Annotated in this window: 15 protein-coding genes and 1 other annotated feature; of the genes, 9 read left to right on the forward strand and 6 right to left on the reverse strand. The window is 37.9% G+C overall.

From position 1 onward, the window contains the following. Window positions 1–189: 189 nt before the first annotated feature. The 3 genes from MHH64_RS11930 to motP all read left to right on the forward strand — a co-directional run bounded on the left by MHH64_RS11930 (window position 190) and on the right by motP (window position 3,595). Window positions 190–1,263, forward strand: a complete 1,074-nt coding sequence (locus MHH64_RS11930; protein WP_095307376.1) for a bifunctional 3-deoxy-7-phosphoheptulonate synthase/chorismate mutase — start codon at window positions 190–192, stop codon at window positions 1,261–1,263. A gap of 373 nt (window positions 1,264–1,636) precedes the next feature. Beyond that, complete coding sequence (gene ccpA / locus MHH64_RS11935; protein WP_095307375.1) at window positions 1,637–2,638, forward strand: catabolite control protein A; 1,002 nt, start codon at window positions 1,637–1,639, stop codon at window positions 2,636–2,638. 132 nt (window positions 2,639–2,770) lie between these two features. After that, window positions 2,771–3,595 carry a flagellar motor protein MotP gene (gene motP / locus MHH64_RS11940; protein WP_118889034.1) on the forward strand — a complete coding sequence of 275 codons (825 nt, stop codon included), beginning with the start codon at window positions 2,771–2,773 and terminating at the stop codon, window positions 3,593–3,595. A gap of 98 nt (window positions 3,596–3,693) precedes the next feature. On the opposite strand, the gene MHH64_RS11945 is transcribed toward motP, so the two are convergent. The 4 genes from MHH64_RS11945 to MHH64_RS11960 form a co-directional block, all read right to left on the reverse strand. Further along, window positions 3,694–4,851 carry an acetoin utilization protein AcuC gene (locus tag MHH64_RS11945; RefSeq protein WP_303447436.1) on the reverse strand — a complete coding sequence of 386 codons (1,158 nt, stop codon included), beginning with the start codon at window positions 4,849–4,851 and terminating at the stop codon, window positions 3,694–3,696. Continuing rightward, a complete protein-coding gene (locus MHH64_RS11950) occupies window positions 4,851–5,498 on the reverse strand; it encodes an acetoin utilization AcuB family protein (RefSeq protein WP_340001824.1) in 648 nt (215 codons plus the stop codon). The genes MHH64_RS11945 and MHH64_RS11950 overlap by 1 nt, the downstream gene beginning before the upstream one ends. Window position 5,499: 1 nt before the next feature. Next, on the reverse strand, window positions 5,500–6,153 hold the full coding sequence (locus tag MHH64_RS11955) for a GNAT family N-acetyltransferase (protein ID WP_340001825.1): 654 nt from the start codon (window positions 6,151–6,153) through the stop codon (window positions 5,500–5,502). Window positions 6,154–6,334: 181 nt separating this feature from the next. Beyond that, window positions 6,335–9,244, reverse strand: a complete 2,910-nt coding sequence (locus MHH64_RS11960) for a transglycosylase domain-containing protein (protein ID WP_340001826.1) — start codon at window positions 9,242–9,244, stop codon at window positions 6,335–6,337. Window positions 9,245–9,434: 190 nt separating this feature from the next. Beyond that, window positions 9,435–9,725 (forward strand) — a binding site (T-box leader). A gap of 132 nt (window positions 9,726–9,857) precedes the next feature. Here MHH64_RS11960 and tyrS point away from each other — a divergent pair. From tyrS to MHH64_RS11985, 5 genes are all read left to right on the forward strand, one after another. Next, on the forward strand, window positions 9,858–11,126 hold the full coding sequence (tyrS, locus tag MHH64_RS11965) for a tyrosine--tRNA ligase (protein ID WP_340001827.1): 1,269 nt from the start codon (window positions 9,858–9,860) through the stop codon (window positions 11,124–11,126). Between the two features lie 110 nt (window positions 11,127–11,236). Then, window positions 11,237–11,812 carry a GNAT family protein gene (locus MHH64_RS11970; RefSeq protein ID WP_340001828.1) on the forward strand — a complete coding sequence of 192 codons (576 nt, stop codon included), beginning with the start codon at window positions 11,237–11,239 and terminating at the stop codon, window positions 11,810–11,812. A gap of 31 nt (window positions 11,813–11,843) precedes the next feature. Next, entirely contained in the window at window positions 11,844–12,311 is a 468-nt protein-coding gene (locus MHH64_RS11975; RefSeq protein ID WP_340001829.1) for an SRPBCC family protein, read from the forward strand. 278 nt (window positions 12,312–12,589) lie between these two features. Next, window positions 12,590–14,293, forward strand: coding sequence for a methyl-accepting chemotaxis protein (locus MHH64_RS11980; protein WP_340001830.1), 1,704 nt, complete (start codon window positions 12,590–12,592; stop codon window positions 14,291–14,293). Window positions 14,294–14,709: 416 nt separating this feature from the next. Continuing rightward, window positions 14,710–15,420, forward strand: a complete 711-nt coding sequence (locus MHH64_RS11985) for a hypothetical protein (protein WP_095307364.1) — start codon at window positions 14,710–14,712, stop codon at window positions 15,418–15,420. Between the two features lie 219 nt (window positions 15,421–15,639). On the opposite strand, the gene rpsD is transcribed toward MHH64_RS11985, so the two are convergent. Both rpsD and MHH64_RS11995 read right to left on the reverse strand, forming a co-directional pair. Continuing rightward, a complete protein-coding gene (gene rpsD / locus MHH64_RS11990) occupies window positions 15,640–16,242 on the reverse strand; it encodes a 30S ribosomal protein S4 (RefSeq protein WP_095307362.1) in 603 nt (200 codons plus the stop codon). A 479-nt stretch (window positions 16,243–16,721) separates the two neighbouring features. After that, on the reverse strand, window positions 16,722–17,204 hold the full coding sequence (locus MHH64_RS11995; RefSeq protein WP_095307361.1) for a GAF domain-containing protein: 483 nt from the start codon (window positions 17,202–17,204) through the stop codon (window positions 16,722–16,724). 427 nt (window positions 17,205–17,631) lie between these two features. Between MHH64_RS11995 and refZ the strand changes: the two genes are divergently transcribed. Continuing rightward, window positions 17,632–18,264, forward strand: a complete 633-nt coding sequence (gene refZ / locus MHH64_RS12000; RefSeq protein WP_118889043.1) for a forespore capture DNA-binding protein RefZ — start codon at window positions 17,632–17,634, stop codon at window positions 18,262–18,264. Window positions 18,265–18,502 lie beyond the last annotated feature (238 nt).

The following is an 18,502-nucleotide window of genomic DNA, read 5'->3' on the forward strand; positions in this document are numbered from 1 at the left end:
CTTATCCGTCCGGTGTCATGCCAGGCAGTTGTGCTTCTTAGTGCCTGATCTCAGTCTCTCCAAAACGGGTCTCAAAAAAGAGAATAGTAAAAAGATATCTATTATATTATAAACTTATTGGTGACAAATAAAAGAATTTTAGCTATAATTGTCTCTAATTATTAAAAAATGACTTCAGGGGGACTGGAAATGAGTAATGAAATGGAACAGCTTAGAGTTCAGATGGATGATGTGAATTTAGAAATTTTGGAATTAATAAACCGTCGTGCAGAGATTGTTCAGCAAATCGGTCAGTTGAAAACAAAGCAAAGTATCAAACGATTTGATCCAGTACGTGAAAGAGAAATGTTGGATAAAATTAAGGATAACAATAATGGTCCTTTTCAAAATTCAACACTGGAGCATATTTTTAAAGAAATTTTTAAAGCGAGTTTGGAATTGCAGGAAGATGATCATAGTAAAGCATTACTCGTTTCTCGAAAAAAGAAACCTGAAAATACAGTGATTGACATTAAAGGTGCTAAAGTAGGAAATGGTAACACTAGCTATGTTTTTGGACCGTGTGCAGTTGAAAGCTATGAGCAGGTGGCTGCAGTTGCGGAATCTGTAAAAAGTAAAGGACTTAAATTACTGCGTGGGGGAGCGTTTAAGCCTAGAACTTCACCTTACGATTTCCAAGGACTTGGCGTAGAAGGACTCCAAATTTTAAAACGAGTTGCTGATGAATATGATTTAGCGGTAATTAGTGAGATTGTAAACCCAGCACATATTGAAGAAGCTGTTGATTACATTGATGTGATTCAAATTGGTGCAAGAAACATGCAAAACTTTGAATTATTGAAGGCCGCAGGGGATACAAATAAACCAGTACTATTAAAACGTGGTTTATCGGCAACGATTTCTGAATTCATCAATGCAGCAGAGTACATTATTTCCCGTGGTAATGGGAATATTATTTTATGTGAACGTGGTATCCGAACATACGAAAAAGCAACACGTAACACATTAGATATTTCAGCAGTTCCAATTTTGAAACAAGAAACACATCTTCCGGTAATGGTTGATGTTACACATTCGACAGGAAGACGTGACTTACTACTACCGACTGCAAAGGCAGCACTTGCAATTGGAGCTGATGGTGTTATGGCTGAAGTACATCCAGATCCTGCGGTGGCGTTATCCGACTCTGCACAGCAAATGGACATTCCAACATTCGATATATTCTTTGAAGAGCTTAAAGGTATCGAAAATCGATTGAAATAGATAATAGTAGAAGAAAGGCTGCAATTATGCAGCCTTTCTTTTTTTTGGAGGAGGTAATGAAAATCCTCCTTTCGTTATAATAATGAGTGCCATTAACATTGTCGACTATCACTGACGCTTATATAATGATATGCTTATGAAGCCGTATGATCGTATAGCATTTTTGGAAATGTATTTTCATAACTTTCACTTCAGTAAGTAATAGAAGTATGCTAGTATTGTTTTTTGTTAAAACTAATAGTGGATGAACTCGCATTTGTGTACATTTTAGGACAATTTCTTGGTTTTTAAGATTTTTTTTGTAATTTTTTTCATCCTAGAGTATTATATAAAGAATAGAAGTCGATTTGTAATATTAGGAGGTAGACTTTAGATGAACATAACGATATATGATGTAGCTCGTGAGGCGAATGTTTCAATGGCTACAGTGTCTCGTGTTGTTAACGGAAATCCGAATGTAAAACCAACAACACGTAAAAAAGTATTAGCAACGATTGAACGATTAGGCTATCGTCCAAATGCAGTGGCTAGAGGATTGGCAAGTAAAAAAACAACTACTGTAGGAGCGATTATTCCAGATATCTCGAATATCTTCTTTTCCGAACTTGCCCGAGGAATTGAAGACATTGCAACGATGTATAAATATAATATTATTTTGAGTAGTTCGGATCAGAACAAAGATAAAGAACTGCAACTCATCAATACGATGCTAGAAAAACAAGTGGACGGAATTTTATTTATGGGAGGCAGCATCGACGAGGATCATATCCAACAATTCAAAACGTCTTCTGTACCAGTTGTACTTGCAGCTACGTATGATCCCGCAGATCAGATTCCTTCAGTAAATATCGATTATGAACTCGCGGCATATGAAGCGACTAAACATTTGATCGATAAAGGACACAAACACCCTGCATTAGTTGCAAGTAATTTAGATTTTGGTGTTAATACATTAAAATATAATGGATACGTTCGTGCGCTCAAGGAAGCTTCTATTGAAATTAATGAAGAATTCATTTACAGAGGCGTTTATGCTTATCAAACGGGATTAGATGCAGTAGAATATTTCGCAAACTTGGATGAAAAACCGACTGCTATATTTGTAACTTATGATGAGCTTGCACTAGGTGTTATTCATGGAGCACAGGACAGGGGATTAGATGTACCAAATGATCTCGAAGTATTTGGCTTTGATAACACAAGACTTGCAACAATGGTGCGACCTACATTGACTACAGTTGTACAACCAACCTATGATATTGGTGCAGTAGCAATGCGTCTGCTTACAAAATATATGAATAAAGAAGAAGTAGAAGATAATAATGTTGTATTACCACATCGACTTGAATTAAGAAACTCAACATTAGAAAAATAATACCGATATAAATAGTAAATTAGATAGATGTTCAAAATGTTACCAACCAATTTGAAGAGCTTATGCTGCGGAAATAGGTAACCTTTTGAACTCTTCTTGTTTTAGTAAAGTAACATAGGGAGCTAAATGAATATGAGAAAACGCGATTTCCTAACTCCAATTGGTATTACTCTAGGTTTTATTATGCTTATGTTAGCAATTATGACGAATAGTGGTACGGAGGGGGTTGCATCGTTTGCTGACATACCTTCCGTATTTATTGTACTCGGAGGCTTAGTTGCTTCCATGCTGGTCACATTCAAAATGGACCAAATTAAATTAACAGGTAAGATCATGAAGGAGGCATTTCATAAAAATGATATGCAGCTTCCTGAACTAATTAAACTATTCGTGCGTCTTTCAGAGCGGGCGAGAAGGGAAGGCATTCTCGCATTGGAAAATGAGCTCGAGGAAGTTGAAGACCCATTTATTAAAAAGGGTATACTGCTTGCGGTAGATGGTATTGATCCAGAGGTTATTACTGATATTATGAATGCTGAAATTACAGCTTTGGAAGACCGACATTACAAAGGGAGAGTACTTTTTGAAAAGGCAGGAGATTATGCACCTGCATGGGGAATGATTGGAACATTAATCGGTCTTGTTCTCATGCTGAATACGTTAGAGGATCCTGGAACGTTAGGTCCGAGTATGGCAGTAGCGCTCCTTACGACCCTTTATGGAACTGTACTGGCTAATCTGTTTTTCCATCCTATGGCTAGCAAGCTTGAAGCAAAGACAGAGGAAGAGGTTTTTACAAAGCAAATTATTATTGAAGGTATTATTGGTGTTCAATCGGGACAAAATCCGCGAATTTTAGAAGAGAAGCTTAGTGCCTTTCTTTCAAATGAAGCAAAAGAAAGAAAAGATGTTGGGCATAACGAAAGCTTCGTTGGAGAGCGTATAAATGAAGCGTAAGGATATGAAGATCAGAATCTAATATCGATTCACGAGGCAAGAAGCTGTCCAGAATGGACAGCTTCTTGCCTTACTTATAGGAATCTAATTTTCGATGTCTACCGAATTGGTTTCGTATACTTTAATAGACTTTTTAATAATTGTTCATTTTTCTCTGAGATCTCAGCCTTTCTAGGAATCTCTGGAATAGCTTCTTCACTATCATGCCAGTTGGCTGGTAGCCTGACAGGAGATTCGTTTTGCCACTTCTCTATCCATTGAACTGGAATAGCTCCTGCTGCTGGTTTGCCATGCTTCATCACATTCCATATTTGTGCCCAGGCACGCGGAACAACACGCCACATATCATACCCTCCACCACCAATTGCAATCCATTTTCCATTACAGTACTCGTGTGCCAATTCATGTGCCACGAACGGTATTCGATCATAAATTGCCATTGTGCCACAAAGGTGTGTTAAAGGATCAAAACAATGCGCATCAGCCCCATTCTGGGTCACAATGACATCCGGCTTGAAAAATGCTGCAATTTCTCTTACTGCAGTTTCATAGACATGCAGAAAGGATTCATCCTGTGTAAAGGCATCAATTGGAAGGTTAAAGGAATACCCATGCCCTTCCTTAATACCACGCTCATTCACATTTCCTGTTCCAGGGAAAAGGTATCTTCCTGTTTCATGAATCGAGAAGGTACATACATTTGGATCATCATAGAACGCCCATTGTACGCCATCACCATGGTGGGCATCGGTATCAATATATAACACTCTTAATTTGTATTTTTCACGAATATATTTGATTGCAACTGCACTATCGTTGTAAATGCAAAATCCAGAAGCCTTTCGCTCAAAACCATGATGTAACCCACCTCCAAGATTAAGCACATGATCTTTGTTGCCGCTAATCACTTCATCAACAGCGGTTAATGTACCGCCAACTAAAAAGCTACTTGCCTCATGCATATTTTTAAAAATCGGTGTGTCTTCCGTTCCTAAACCATACTCCTGTCCTGCTTTTTCGTTTAACCCGCCTCGCCCAGCTCGTTTCACCGCATCGATATAATCATAATCATGAAATAGTGCAAGCTCTTCATCCGTTGCCATCCTTGCAGGAATAATATCCTGATTTGTTAAAGCACCACTCAATTCCAATAATTCCTTCGCTAATTGCACCCTTTTGTGGTTAAAGGGGTGATCTTTATGAAAATGATAGGTAAGATAATCATTGGAAAAGACAAAGGCCGAATTGTTTCGCATTATGTCAGCCCAAGCCCATCGTTTGGCCACAGCAATTCATAGCCAGCATTGCGCAAGTCTTGGATAATAGGCATTGGATTCATTGTCTGGATACGGAATACGAGAACTTTATAATCTAAATCACTTTTATACGGATAAACTAAGACCGAGGCAATATTCGTTTTTCTTTTTCCGAAAATAGCTGTAACTTCAGGCAGAATTCCAGGTCTGTCAGGAACCTTTACTTCAATTAAGGAACTTTGAACATGGGTGCCTGTTAATTGGATCAATGTATAAAGCATGTCTTTTTCTGTAACAACCCCAACTAAACGATTATTACGGACAACTGGAAGACAAGCAATTTCTTTATCATAAAAAATCGAAGCAATTTCTTCGACAAAATCCATTGGATGAATCGTAATCACGGGATGACTCATAATTGTTTGGATTTCATTTTGCAATTCACTGTTATCTGCATCTTTAATAAATGTTGATGGACTAGCATCACGTACATCGCGGTCGGAAACAATTCCAATCACCTGGTTAGCATCATCCACGATGGTAATATGACGGATGCGATGCTTTTCCAGTAGCTCTAATGCGTTTGCAATAGTTGCTCCAGGCTTGAGTATTACGACTTCCTTTTTCATAATCTCTTCAACATGCATATTACAAACCTTCTCTCATGTCTCGATATTTATTTCGTGCTAAAAAGCGAAGTTTATCGAATTGTTGAATGGACTCCTCGTGGACATTTTCCCCGATTCGAACCATTAAACAGTTTGCGGGGTGAGAAATGATTTCAGGGTCATCAGTAGGTGCTGGAAGTAACCCACCTGCGGCCATCATTTTCTCCATGATTTTACGGTAATTCCAAATGCTTAATTTCGTTCCTTCTAAATCCCAGTGCCAATAATATTCGGTAGAGATAATGATATAGTTTTCCATATATTTGTCCATCATGGAGACCTTTAAAAGGTTTGAGGCAACTCTTTCGCCGCGATATGAAGGAATCATTTCAATTGCGCCTAATTCTATTAAGTCTTCCATATTAAACGTTGACCATCTTTCCAGCGGATCGGGATGTAAGTATGTGACATAGCCGACAATTGTATCTGTTGTTCTGGCAACTATAATTCGTCCCTCTGGAAATTCAGCTATCTCAAGGAGGGCTTCGAATTGTTTTGCTGCAGGCCGGAAAGCGGTCAGTTGTTCATGGAAATAGTACTGGCTTAACTCGTTTGCAGATAATGGTCCTTCAATAATGATGGTTCCTTGAGCGGTCTCGTAGGAAATACTGTGAAAAGTCTTTACATGCTCCATTTGTTCACCACCTGTATTTAATCCGCTTTCATACATCTATTATACAGCATTTCAATTACTATTTTTAGTATTTTGTGAAAGTTTATCGAAAAGAATAGGCTGGCATTTAGAGGCATAGTAGGGGAGGTGGAGTGATAAAAAAAGAGAGAGCTAAAAAGCTCCCTCAAAAATATATCATCCATTAATCATCATCTGATTTGTTTTTATTATTGCTGTCATTTTTTTTATCTTTATTATCCGTTGCTTTTTCATCCTTGTTATCATCGTCTTTATCCTTATTGGATGTATTATCATCCTTTGGTTTGTCACCAACCGTAAATTCAGACGATGCTTTGGATTCATTTCCAGAGTAGTCGATTGCTTTTATCGTATATACAGCATTTTCATCGCCAATATTATATTCGGTTTGACTGGAGTTGCCGACCAGTTTAAAATCTCCGCCGGATGAGTTTGCGCGATAAATACGGTAACCAACAATATCGTTATTATCAGGCTTACTCCAAGTTAGCTTATTACCTGACTTTTTAACTGATGTTGGTGCCCCAGGTGCTTTGCCATCATCTTCGATCGAGCTCCCCGCAGACCCACTAGGAATGCCAATTTTCCTCCACTTCTCTCCATCCTCACCTCTAGGGTACAGGACAGAAAGATCACTGAGTTTATCAAATCCATTTCGTTTTAACCATTCAGGATTAAAGGTAACTCCATTGCCATTCGTAAATTCACTAGGTGTATTGGAACCAGCTTTTACTGATTTTCCATCGACAAGCACTTGGTTTCCAGAAATAAGACTATCATCCTTTTCGGTAGGTACGAATTTTTCATTAAATAAATCAGTTTTTACTAATCCAGCTTTTTCACATAATTCCGATGGAAGCATTCCGGAAATAGAACAGTAGCTACGCTCGACGATTCCACCAGGACGTTCGAATTTATCCTTCGGTGCAACAAGCTCTGGTTTGATATCTGATGCTGCATTAATAAATTCGGACCAAAGCTTCATATTACGCTGGCTATAGTTAAGTGGATAGCTTGGATCATAAACGGATGCTGGAGTCTTATACCCAATCCAAGTACCAAAGGTAACGTTAGGGTTGATGGCAACAAACCAGGCATCCTTATAATCGTTCGATGTTCCGGTTTTACCTGCCCAATCAACTCCACCATGTTTTAATTGTGAGTTTAGGTATGCCCCGGTACCTGATGTAATGACATCGCGCATCATATCAAGTGTTAAATAACTTGTTTGAGGCGTAAACACTTCTACCGGATCGGATTTATGTTCATATAGGATATCTCCATCTTTTGATACGATTTTTTCGATCATATAACCGTCCGAAAAATTACCGTTATTACCAAGTGTACTAAATGCATTGATATTTTCTTCTACGGTTACACCTCGATCCATTCCTCCTAAGGAAAGGGAAGGTTGGACGTAATCACCGGATGTTAATGTAGTGATCCCCATTTTCTCTAAATATTCTTTAGCAGGATTGTCCTGAATTATTTTCATATACGTATCCACTGCTGGGATGTTGTAAGAACCAGCTAATGCTCTCCGTGCAGAAACCATTCCATAGCTGGCGTTACCATAGTTGCTTACTTCATACGGTGCGCCTCCAGGGTTTGGGAATGTTCTTGGGTAATCCGCTATCGGAGTTCCAGGTTGGACGGCACCTTTTTCAAGTGCTGGTGCATAATCCAGTATAGGCTTGATCGTACTTCCGTTCGAACGGACTGCACGAGTAGCATAGTTATAATGATTATCTAAGCTTGGAGCACGATTACCAAAGAAGCTAATAATTCTGCCTGAATTGTTTTCAATCATCATTCCGGCAGCCTGTACTTCCTCTGTCCAGCTCGTTGTTTCACCCGTTTCATCATCCGTTACTGTAAACGTATGATCGCGCCCATAGTGCTCATAATTTTTACCGATTTCCTGGAAAGCATCGTAAATTTCTTTGTCAATTGTGGAATGAATTTCATAACCGTTATTTCTTAGCGCACGTGATGCAAGCTCTTCATATTCCTTGTTTAAAGCTTCATTTTTATTAAGATCCCCTGATGTATACCCATCTTCTTCAGCGAGAATTTTTTTAATGAGCTTGGTCGCTCTTTCCTCAATTTCAAAGGTTAATACTGGATATGTTTCCCTTGGAGATGGACTTTTTTCAGAGAAATCTGCGACAATATCATATTCTAATGCTTCTTCGTATTCTTCCTTTGTAATGTACTCCATATCATACATGCGATTAAGTACTGTTTTCATTCGGTTTATTCCTGGTTGGATACCTGCTTCATCCTTTAGACCACCACTATTGACAAACGGTGTGTAGGATGAAGGGCTTTGGGGTAGTCCAGCGAGATATGCGGCCTGAGGAAGATTAACTTCATCAGCATCAATACCAAAAATCCCCTTTGAAGCTGTTTGAACACCAGCAATATTTCTGCCTGAAGCATCCCTGCCATACGGCACAATGTTTAAGTAGGCTTCCAGAATCTCCTCTTTTTCAAAAAATCTTTCTAAGCGCAGCGCGAGCAACATTTCAACTGCTTTTCTTTCAAAAGAAACCTCATCAGTAAGAATTTGGTTTTTAATCAATTGCTGTGTTAATGTACTCCCACCAGTTTGGATAGAAGAATTGGTAACTTCCTGAACCATTGCACGAAGAATTGCCTTTGGTACAATTCCTTTATGCTCATTAAAATATTCATCTTCTGTAGCAATAACGGCCTGCGTTAAAATTGGTGAAATATTCTCTAATGTTGTTTCTTCACGATGTATATCGGAGTTTATATCACCAAAGTAAACATCATCAGCAAAGTATAGTTTCGATGTTTCTGAGTAATCATAAATATCCTGAGCCATCGTCTCATAGCTACGAATTGGTTCATCCTTTACAAGCGATGCGAAATAGCCCGCTCCAACAGCTCCTGCAAAAATAAATCCAATAAAACCTATAACAAGAACGAATAAAATAACATTCCACACCACATCGTAGGTAACGCGTGATGAACGCTGGATTTTCCCTGTTTTCCATAGGGTCGACAGCTTCTTCTTATATTCGAGCATTTTTTCTTTAAATTCCATTTGTGAACCCCCTAAATTTCATATATATTATAGCATATGAGTGTTTTTTGTTGTATCGTATTTAGAAATTAAATATTGCAATTGCATTACAGATGTGTTATGAATGTATATAATACATATTGCATGTTCAAGAACAAGGATAAATATGAATTTCTCAATTCTATTTAGCTGCTTGTTGAGCATCTTTTGATATGATGTGATGAAAGATCGCAGTAGCTTAGCAAATCCCTATTAAAGAGAGCTGGCGGAAGGTGCAAGCCAGTATACATTTGCAAGTGAATTACAATCTGGAGCATTTCTTTCGGTAGGAGCAGTGCATCTTTTAAAGAAGGATAAAAAGGCCCAACGAAGAAATTCGAAGTGTCATTTTACCTGACTTTGTACTTCTATACGGAAAGAACGGTGGAGACATCGTTAACAATCCCAAGTGGCTATTTTTTTAGCAACAAGGGTGGTACCGCGTGTTCAGCTCGTCCCTTTTTTTAGGGGCGAGTTTTTTGGTTTGCAGATAAGAAAGTGTGAAACTGCCTTATCTGCATAAGTGAACTAAGGTATTTGCTAAAAGGATTGCAAATGCCAGGTTTTTTAATAAAAAAGTAATGGAGTGTGGAGAATGGACATTTTACAAGATCTTGAAAACCGAGGGCTGGTCCATCAAGTAACGGACCGAGAAGGGCTAGAAAAGCATTTGAAAGAAAACCAAATTACATTATACTGTGGCTTTGACCCAACAGCCGATAGTCTGCATATTGGCCATTTAGTGCCATTAACCATGTTAAAAAGATTCCAACAAGCTGGACATAAGCCGATTGCGCTTGTAGGTGGAGGAACAGGAATGATTGGCGATCCAAGCGGAAGGTCCAGTGAACGTTCCTTGAACACGAGCGAGGTTGTCCACGGGTTTACAGAGAAAATCAGAGAGCAAATTAGTAAACTAGTTGATACTGATCAAGGTGATAATCCGGTACAGTCAAGAAATAACCATGACTGGCTTGGCAATATGACAATTATTGATTTTCTGCGGGATGCAGGAAAACATTTTGGAATCAACTACATGCTTGCAAAGGAATCTGTTTCTGCCCGAATTGAACAAGGAATTACATTTACCGAATTCAGCTATATGATTTTGCAGTCGCTTGACTACCTTAAATTGTACGAACAGGAAAATTGTACTTTACAAATTGGCGGTAGTGACCAATGGGGAAATATCACTGCAGGGATGGAACTTATCCGCCGTTCCAGAGAAGATGAAGACGAACAAATAAAAGTATTCGGACTAACAGTACCACTCATTACAAAAGCAGATGGTACAAAATTCGGCAAAACAGCTGGAAACGCGGTATGGTTAGACCCAGAAAAAACGACACCATATGAATTTTACCAGTTCTGGATTAATACAGATGATCGTGATGTTGCTAAATTCTTACGTTATTTCACATTTTTACCTGAGGAAGAAATTGCAGTCCTTGAGCAAGAAGTAGAACAGCATCCGGAAAATCGTGTTGCTCAAAAACGTCTTGCAGAAGAAATGACAAGATCGATTCATGGCGAAGCAGCGCTGAATCAGGCCATTAAGATATCAGCAGCATTATTTAGCGGTGACTTGAAGGAGTTATCCGCAAGTGATATTGAGCAAGGCTTTAAGGATGTACCAACATACGAAGCGGAAAAAGAGGATATTAACTTGGTGGACCTATTAGTGCAAGCTTCCATTTCTTCATCGAAACGCCAAGCAAGAGAAGATATTGGCAATGGAGCTGTATCTATTAATGGCGAACGACAACAAGATGTTAATTATGTGGTAACAGCGGCTGATCGTATTGAAGACCAGTTTACAATCATTCGCCGTGGAAAGAAGAAATATTTTCTTGTGCAATTTTAAAGAGAACGAATACTTGGCACGGATGTAATGACATTCGTGCCTTATTTAATTTAGCTGCTTTAATATTCGAAAAAATCCTTTATAATGAGTAGAACGAATGGAGGGTTTCGATGATTAAAGAAGACACTTATAGTGATTTGCCAAAAATTGAAACAGAACGTCTCATACTTAGAAAAATAACGAAACTAGATGTACCAGATATGTATGCATACTGTTCAGATCCAGAGGTAACAAGATTTGTTACGTGGAACCCGCATCAATCGCTAGCAGATACAGAAGCGTTCGTCGAATTCATCTTAAACAATTATAAAAAGAAAAGTTTAGCACCATGGGGGATGGAATATAAAAAGACAGGAAAGATTATAGGAACGGTTGACCTTGCATCTTGGAACCCAACTCATCAAAGTGCAGAAATTGCATATTGTATCCACCAAGACTACTGGGGATGTGGTTTAACGACAGAAGCGGCTAAGTCAGTCATAGCATTTGGATTTTCCAATATGGATTTAATCCGAATTCAAGCAAGGTGCTTTGTCGCAAATATCGGTTCCGAGCACGTAATGGAAAAGCTCGGAATGACGTTTGAAGGGATTATCCGTAAAGGGATGCTAGTAAAGGGAGAACATGAAGACTTAAAGCTGTATTCGATTTTGAAGGAAGAATTTGAATTAATAGAAATGAATTAGTTTATGAAACGATTCGAGGGAGGAAGTTCATTTGAGTATTCGATTTCAAGTGCATCGAACCATTCATGCATCACAAGAAAAAGTTTATGAAAGCCTGATCGATCTAGATGATGCAAAAGAGTGGATGCAGGGCTTTGGAGGAATTGAGCGATTAGATGAGGGCCCAGTTCAAGAGGGGAGTCAGTGGCTGGAAACAAGAAAAATGTTCGGACAAAAAGCGACAGAGCACTTTGAAGTTGTTCAGCTAGTACATCCAGAGAAAATCGTTCTTCGCTGTGATGGCACAAAAGGAACAACAGGGAAGGGAGAGTTTATTTACACGTATAATCTCTTTTCGGAAAACGATATGGATACGGATGTTACGTTATCTGGAGAAATTAATGAACTAACTGGCATGGCGAAATTCTTCGGTAAAATGATGGGTGGTACGTTTAAAAAAGCTTGTGCGAAAGATTTGGATGCGTTGAAACAATATATAGAAAATGGGTTAAATGATTAATGTGAGTCAATGTATGGAAAAAACATGAACCTCGTTATAAATAGACCTCAAATTCTTGAGAGACAAGGATTTGAGGTCTATTATTATAAGGAAATAAACAGTTATCATAATAATTAGAATGGTTAATTCTCTGTAAAATTAGGATAACCACTTAAACTATTTTTGAAGTAATACGATATAGAATAGAAAGAGCTATATATTTATCAAGTTGATTTCGGAAAAGGAGTCAATAGAAGAAATATAGTAGACTACTATTATATAGAATGGGGTATCACAGCATGAAGAAGTTTTCAAACCTATTTAGTTTTAAAACCTTACGAGCTAAAATATTATTTTGCTTTTCTGTTGTTATTGTATTAACTATCCTTTTAAGTGGCTTTACCATTTATTCGATTAATGAAATAAACAGTGATTTAGAAGGGATAATCGATACGGAGCTTGAGCTGTTAATTGTAGACGAAGGGCTAGCATATGATATGGTCGAGCGTGAGAGTTTGATTCGTGGGTATTTATTATTTGATAGCCAACAATATAAGGATGATTTTCAAAATGGAATTGAAGCAAGCATTGCTTTAGAGAATCGTGCATTGGAGTTAAGTGATTCAGATGAGCTGCAAGTATTAATCGATAAAAAAATAGAGTGGGGAACGTTAACAGATGAGGTTTTTGCTGAATTCGAAAATGGGAATGAGGAAAGCGCAACAGAAATCATGGAAAATTCCGTACAGCCACTCGGTAATGAATTAATTGCTGGTTTTAATGAATTGGCGAGCGAAAGAGAAGTCATTATACAAGAATTAGGAGATACGGTAAAAGCAAACGGAGATTTCATCATGATACTTGGGATTGTTATTTCCGCGTTAGTTATCGTTTTAGGCATTATCGTTGCCATCGCTACAGCTGCATCCATTACTAGACCTTTACGGATGGTAATGAATCGCATGCAATTAGTTGCTAATGGTAACCTGAATCAAGAGCCGCTTCAGGCAAAAACTACTGATGAGATTGGTCAGCTTGTGACAGCTACCAATGATATGAGTGAAAGCATGCGAAACATTATGGTTAAGATCAATGATGTATCTACCACTGTAACTGCCCACAGTGAGGAGCTTACACAATCAGCGAATGAAGTACGTTCAGGAACAGAGCAAATATCCACTACGATGGAGGAATTGGCATCCGGTTCAGAAACGCAAGCAAATCAGTCAGGCGAAATATCTAGCATGATGGCAATCTATACAAAGCAACTAGAGGAAGTAAATGAAAATGCAGACCAAGTACAAGGGGAGTCTAGCCAAGTAATACAGATGACTAGTGAAGGTTCTACTTTAATGGACTCATCCATGAATCAAATGGAAAGTATTGATACCATTGTGCAAGATGCAGTACAAAAAGTACAAGGTTTAGACGTTCAATCTCAAGAAATTTCGAAGCTAGTAGTTGTGATTCGGGATATTGCCGATCAAACAAATTTATTAGCTTTGAATGCAGCTATTGAAGCGGCGAGAGCTGGTGAACATGGGAGGGGCTTTGCTGTTGTTGCAGATGAAGTCCGAAAACTTGCAGAACAAGTCGCGCATTCCGTAACAGATATTTCCGGTATCGTGGATAATATCCAAAATGAATTTAGTATCGTTACGACTTCACTAAATAGTGGATACGAAGAAGTTAAACATGGAACACAGCAAATACGATTAACAGGAGAAAAATTTACAGGAATTCAAAAATCGGTAAGTGAAATGATAGACAATATAAATAACATTACTGCAAATGTTTCTGAAATAGCATCAAACAGTCAGAAAATGAATCATGCCATTCAAGAAATCGCTGCTGTATCTGAAGAATCAGCAGCAGGTATTGAGCAAACATCAGCATCTTCACAACAAACAAGCAGTTCAATGGAGGAAGTTGCAGGAAGTGCAGATGAATTAGCTAAGTTAGCAGAGGAATTGAATGGGTTGGTAGGGCAGTTTAAGCTATAGATGGTTGTTAAAACAGGGTCGTTCTACTGATGGTGAACGATCCTGTTTTCTGGTTTTAGCCCAAGGACATTTTTATTTGTAAATGAAAAATGGTTACAAAGAACACTTTCGTTTGTCATTAAAATTTTAGTTCATTTTGTAATAGTGAAAGATGATTTAATCTCAATCTGGATACCAGGATTAGCAACATTAATAATTAATATTTCAATAGGCACTGTCTTAACTACATTAGGTAACATTGCTTGAAGATATGAGGGATAATAGCAGAAAAATAGCATAAGCATCTGAATAACCTTCAATTTTAAAGGATTCAGCAGGAAAAGAGAAACATTGTTACCAAAGAATAGTTGAAATAAAAGCAAACTGGTAATTCTAAGATTGTTTGTCGAAATTTAATAGTTGAGGAGGAAGTGTATATGAATTCCGGGTGGACAAATAAAGATTGGAAATGGCTAACAAGTATTCTCGTTGCAGTTATAATACTATCTATTTCTTTTTGGCTAAGTGATTACAGTATTAATTTTAATATAATTTCCAGTTCCGTGTCTATAGCTTTAGCTATAGTTGCTATATCAATGTCCATGCAACAAAGTAAAGATAACCAGCGTACCTTAACATCTGTAGCTGATATGAGAAATGAAGTAATAAATCATATAAAAGATGTAGGTATAAAAGTAGATAAAATATCGATGACCGATATAACAGATTTGGTCCAAATTCTGGATAAAAAAATGAACGATGGTGGTGGTAAGGAAAAACAACACGAACAAGATAAACAAGAAAACGTAGTGCAAGGAGAAAAAACAAAAACATCAAAAGAGGAAGAGGAGAAGATAAAATTATACAACAAGTTTCTGGAATTTAGTACATTAGGTGAGAGTAACCGCAAATATAAATACCAATTTAAAATTCGAGTAGAGAATAGTGAAGAAACAATGGAATTCATAAGTAAAGTTATTGCTAAACATTTTAAAGGTGAAAACATCCTATACAACAAAGTGGGAAAGTATGAATATGAATTTGTTTTTGTTTCAGATATTCCAGAATTATATTTACTAGGTGATTGGATAAATACAGTATTACAACATCAAAGCACAGAAGTATTAGGAATCTTTCAAATAGGATAACTTAAGACACCTTAAAAAGAGGTGAACGTTTTAAAATTGCTCACATGTATCGTCTCATGTTATTGATTGGCGCCTTTCTACAAAATATAGGGAAAAAAACGCCCAAAAATCACCAACTTTAAATACATTAATCTACACTATAAAAAAAGAAAACCCCTAGAACACTTGATAAAACAAGGTTTCTAGGGGTTGAAACACTATTGATTATAAGCACTTGGCTTAACGAGAGTAGAACTCAACGATAAGTTGTTCGTTAATTTCAGCTGGAAGTTCAGAACGCTCAGGTAAACGAGAGTAAGTTCCTTCCATTTTCTCAGCGTCAAATGTAGTGTATTCAGGTACGAAGCTGTTCACTTCAATTGCTTCTTTAACGATATCAAGCTTTTGTGATTTTTCACGTAAGCTGATTGTTTGACCTGTTTTTACAGAGTATGACGGAATATCTACGCGCTTGCCATCAACTAACACGTGACCGTGGTTAACTAGCTGACGTGCTTGTCTGCGTGTGCGAGCAAGACCAAGACGGAAAACTAAGTTATCTAGGCGAGATTCAAGTAAGATCATGAAGTTTTCACCATGGATACCTTTCATTTTACCAGCTTTGTTGAATAGGTTGCGGAATTGACGTTCGTTTAACCCGTACATGAAGCGAAGTTTTTGCTTCTCTTGCATTTGCAAGCCATATTCAGACATTTTTTTGCGTTGAGTTGGTCCGTGTTGACCAGGTGCGTAAGGGCGTTTATCTAATTCCTTACCAGTACCAGTTAATGAAATGCCAAGACGGCGTGATTTTTTCCAGATAGATCCAGTATAACGTGACATAGGACATATCTCCTTTATGTTTTATTTGCATAAAATAAAACGAGCGTGTCCGGGTCGTTGTTCATTTTGTTTTCATGTACCATCGCTCCAGCAGCAGAGAGTTACACGATACACCTTGGGAGGCTAGTGCCACCGCGAAGGAACAAAATGAGTGCAAGCGTCGGTTCACTTAGGCTACTTAATTATTTTACACAAAGGATAGTATATAATTATTAGAGATGAAAGTCAAGGAGAAATTGCAAAATAAATGAAGGCAGGGAGTAAATCAGGCTATGAATGCTGTTTCTGGTAAAAAAGCTGATATTCAAGCAAAATTGGCTGATAATCAAGAGAGAAAAGCTGATATTCAGGTAATAAAGACTGATGTTCACTGATGTTCACAATTAGCCGTACAATAAATTGTCCCAGCACTGAGTCGATCCTTTTAGTAAAAACAAAACTAGCAGCTTGGATTTGCTGCTAGTTTTGTTATACTAAGGTTATTGTAAATGCTTTTCTAAAGTAGTAACAAATTTTTCTAAGTAAGTTTGATCGATTTCATCAAATCGATTCTTAATAGGGCTGTCAATATCAAGTACACCGTATACTTTATCATTGATTATGATTGGTACTACAATTTCCGATTGGCTCGCACTGTCACATGCGATATGCCCTGGGAATTGATGGACATCGGCAATGCGTTGTGTTTGTTTTTCTTTTACAGCAGTACCACAGACACCTTTACCGAAGCCGATGCGAATACAAGCTGGGAGTCCTTGGAATGGGCCGAGTACAAGTTCATTATCCTTCCAAACGTAAAAACCAACCCAGTTTACCTCTTTTAAGAATTGATTTAATAGTGCTGATGCATTGGATAAAATAGCAACCTCATCCTTCTCACCATCTGTTAAAGCATCTAATTGTTTAATTAATAGTTCGTAACTTTTTACTCTGTCGTCTGAATAAGTTGTAGCCTGAAACAAAATAAATTCCCCCTTTCTAAATTTAAAAAATACAAGTTCTTACGTCCAGCTCCAGCGCCCAGCGACTAGCGAGACTTCCCTCACCTCCGTACGATAAAGAAGACTTGCCGACTGGCTGTGCCAGAGGCTTAGTCGCACTTATACCCTTGTGGTGAAAGTCAACATCGGCTCTTGGTAAAGGATGGCCGACTAAAACCAGGCTGCGCCTAACGTCGGCATACCCCTAAAGGGGCATGTTTCCTTTATCTCCTGCGTAAGAATGTTCGACAAGTCGAACCACCCCAAAGTACGGGGCGCAGTCCGTACGTCGCTAACCAGGCGCTTCTGCTTTTGTGCAATTTCGACATGCATACAATTTTTGTCGAGCGAAAATTGCAGGAAAGACAAGGTTCTTTGTCGTATTACTGATGTAAGGAGATGAGAATTAATGAAAAAGAACCCAACCAAACAAAAAGTAATTGAGGCAGCGTCTTCCCTGTTTTTCCAAAAAGGTTTTCATGGAACTTCCGTACGTGATATAGCAGATAAAGCAAGTGTTAACGTGTCATTGATCAGCTATTATTTCAAAAGCAAGCAAGGTCTTTTGGAATATGCCGTTACGAATTATTATGAAGAATACCTGAAAACAGTTGAAGAATCATTGGAAAATGCTGCTAATCTATCTCCATTAGAAAAGCTGAATGGACTAATTTTTACTATTATACAGTATAAACAAACTAATCATCAATTGACATGTTTCATTCAACGCGAGCTATCTTTAGATTCTGTATTCGTTCGAGAGATGGCTGTTACGTATTTGGCAAAGGAAAACTTTTATATTAAGCAAACGTTCTTTGAAGCGTTAAATGGTAGAGTAAAAGGAGATACACGTGAGTATATGCTAATGCAATTGAAAGGACTCTTAATAACGCCTTACATTTTACACAACGATTGGAAGGAACAAGTTGTCGGGGCGTATTCACATCAAGCTTTTGTAAGGAAATATGTTAAAACAATGCAAAATTGGCTTGATTTTATAATTGAGGGAGCTTCCACGAAACGGAATCAATTTATAAAATGAAGCTTTATTCATTGGGACCCTCCATATTCAATGGCTTTAGTTCCCGCACTTTTAGATATGAGGGTATTACAGCACGCTGATGTGTGGAAAAAAACAGAACTGAACCGCTCCAGTTTTTTCATCATATTGTGATAAAATGAAAAAACGTGGCGAATCTGCAATTAATTTGTATTTTTTTAGCCAAAAATGCTCATTCCATGGTATCATATGTATTATATTTACGAAATGAATATTCCAA

Source organism: Oceanobacillus sp. FSL K6-0127, from assembly GCF_037983385.1.
GTDB lineage: Bacteria > Bacillota > Bacilli > Bacillales > Amphibacillaceae > Oceanobacillus > Oceanobacillus profundus.

Coding starts and splice junctions, on each gene's coding strand:
- MHH64_RS11930 (WP_095307376.1), top strand. CDS start 190: ATGAGTAATGAAATGGAACAGCTTAGAGTTCAGATGGATGATGTGAAT.
- ccpA (WP_095307375.1), top strand. CDS start 1,637: ATGAACATAACGATATATGATGTAGCTCGTGAGGCGAATGTTTCAATG.
- motP (WP_118889034.1), top strand. CDS start 2,771: ATGAGAAAACGCGATTTCCTAACTCCAATTGGTATTACTCTAGGTTTT.
- MHH64_RS11945 (WP_303447436.1), bottom strand. CDS start 4,851: ATGCGAAACAATTCGGCCTTTGTCTTTTCCAATGATTATCTTACCTAT.
- MHH64_RS11950 (WP_340001824.1), bottom strand. CDS start 5,498: ATGCATGTTGAAGAGATTATGAAAAAGGAAGTCGTAATACTCAAGCCT.
- MHH64_RS11955 (WP_340001825.1), bottom strand. CDS start 6,153: ATGGAGCATGTAAAGACTTTTCACAGTATTTCCTACGAGACCGCTCAA.
- MHH64_RS11960 (WP_340001826.1), bottom strand. CDS start 9,244: ATGGAATTTAAAGAAAAAATGCTCGAATATAAGAAGAAGCTGTCGACC.
- tyrS (WP_340001827.1), top strand. CDS start 9,858: ATGGACATTTTACAAGATCTTGAAAACCGAGGGCTGGTCCATCAAGTA.
- MHH64_RS11970 (WP_340001828.1), top strand. CDS start 11,237: ATGATTAAAGAAGACACTTATAGTGATTTGCCAAAAATTGAAACAGAA.
- MHH64_RS11980 (WP_340001830.1), top strand. CDS start 12,590: ATGAAGAAGTTTTCAAACCTATTTAGTTTTAAAACCTTACGAGCTAAA.
- MHH64_RS11985 (WP_095307364.1), top strand. CDS start 14,710: ATGAATTCCGGGTGGACAAATAAAGATTGGAAATGGCTAACAAGTATT.
- rpsD (WP_095307362.1), bottom strand. CDS start 16,242: ATGTCACGTTATACTGGATCTATCTGGAAAAAATCACGCCGTCTTGGC.
- refZ (WP_118889043.1), top strand. CDS start 17,632: ATGAAAAAGAACCCAACCAAACAAAAAGTAATTGAGGCAGCGTCTTCC.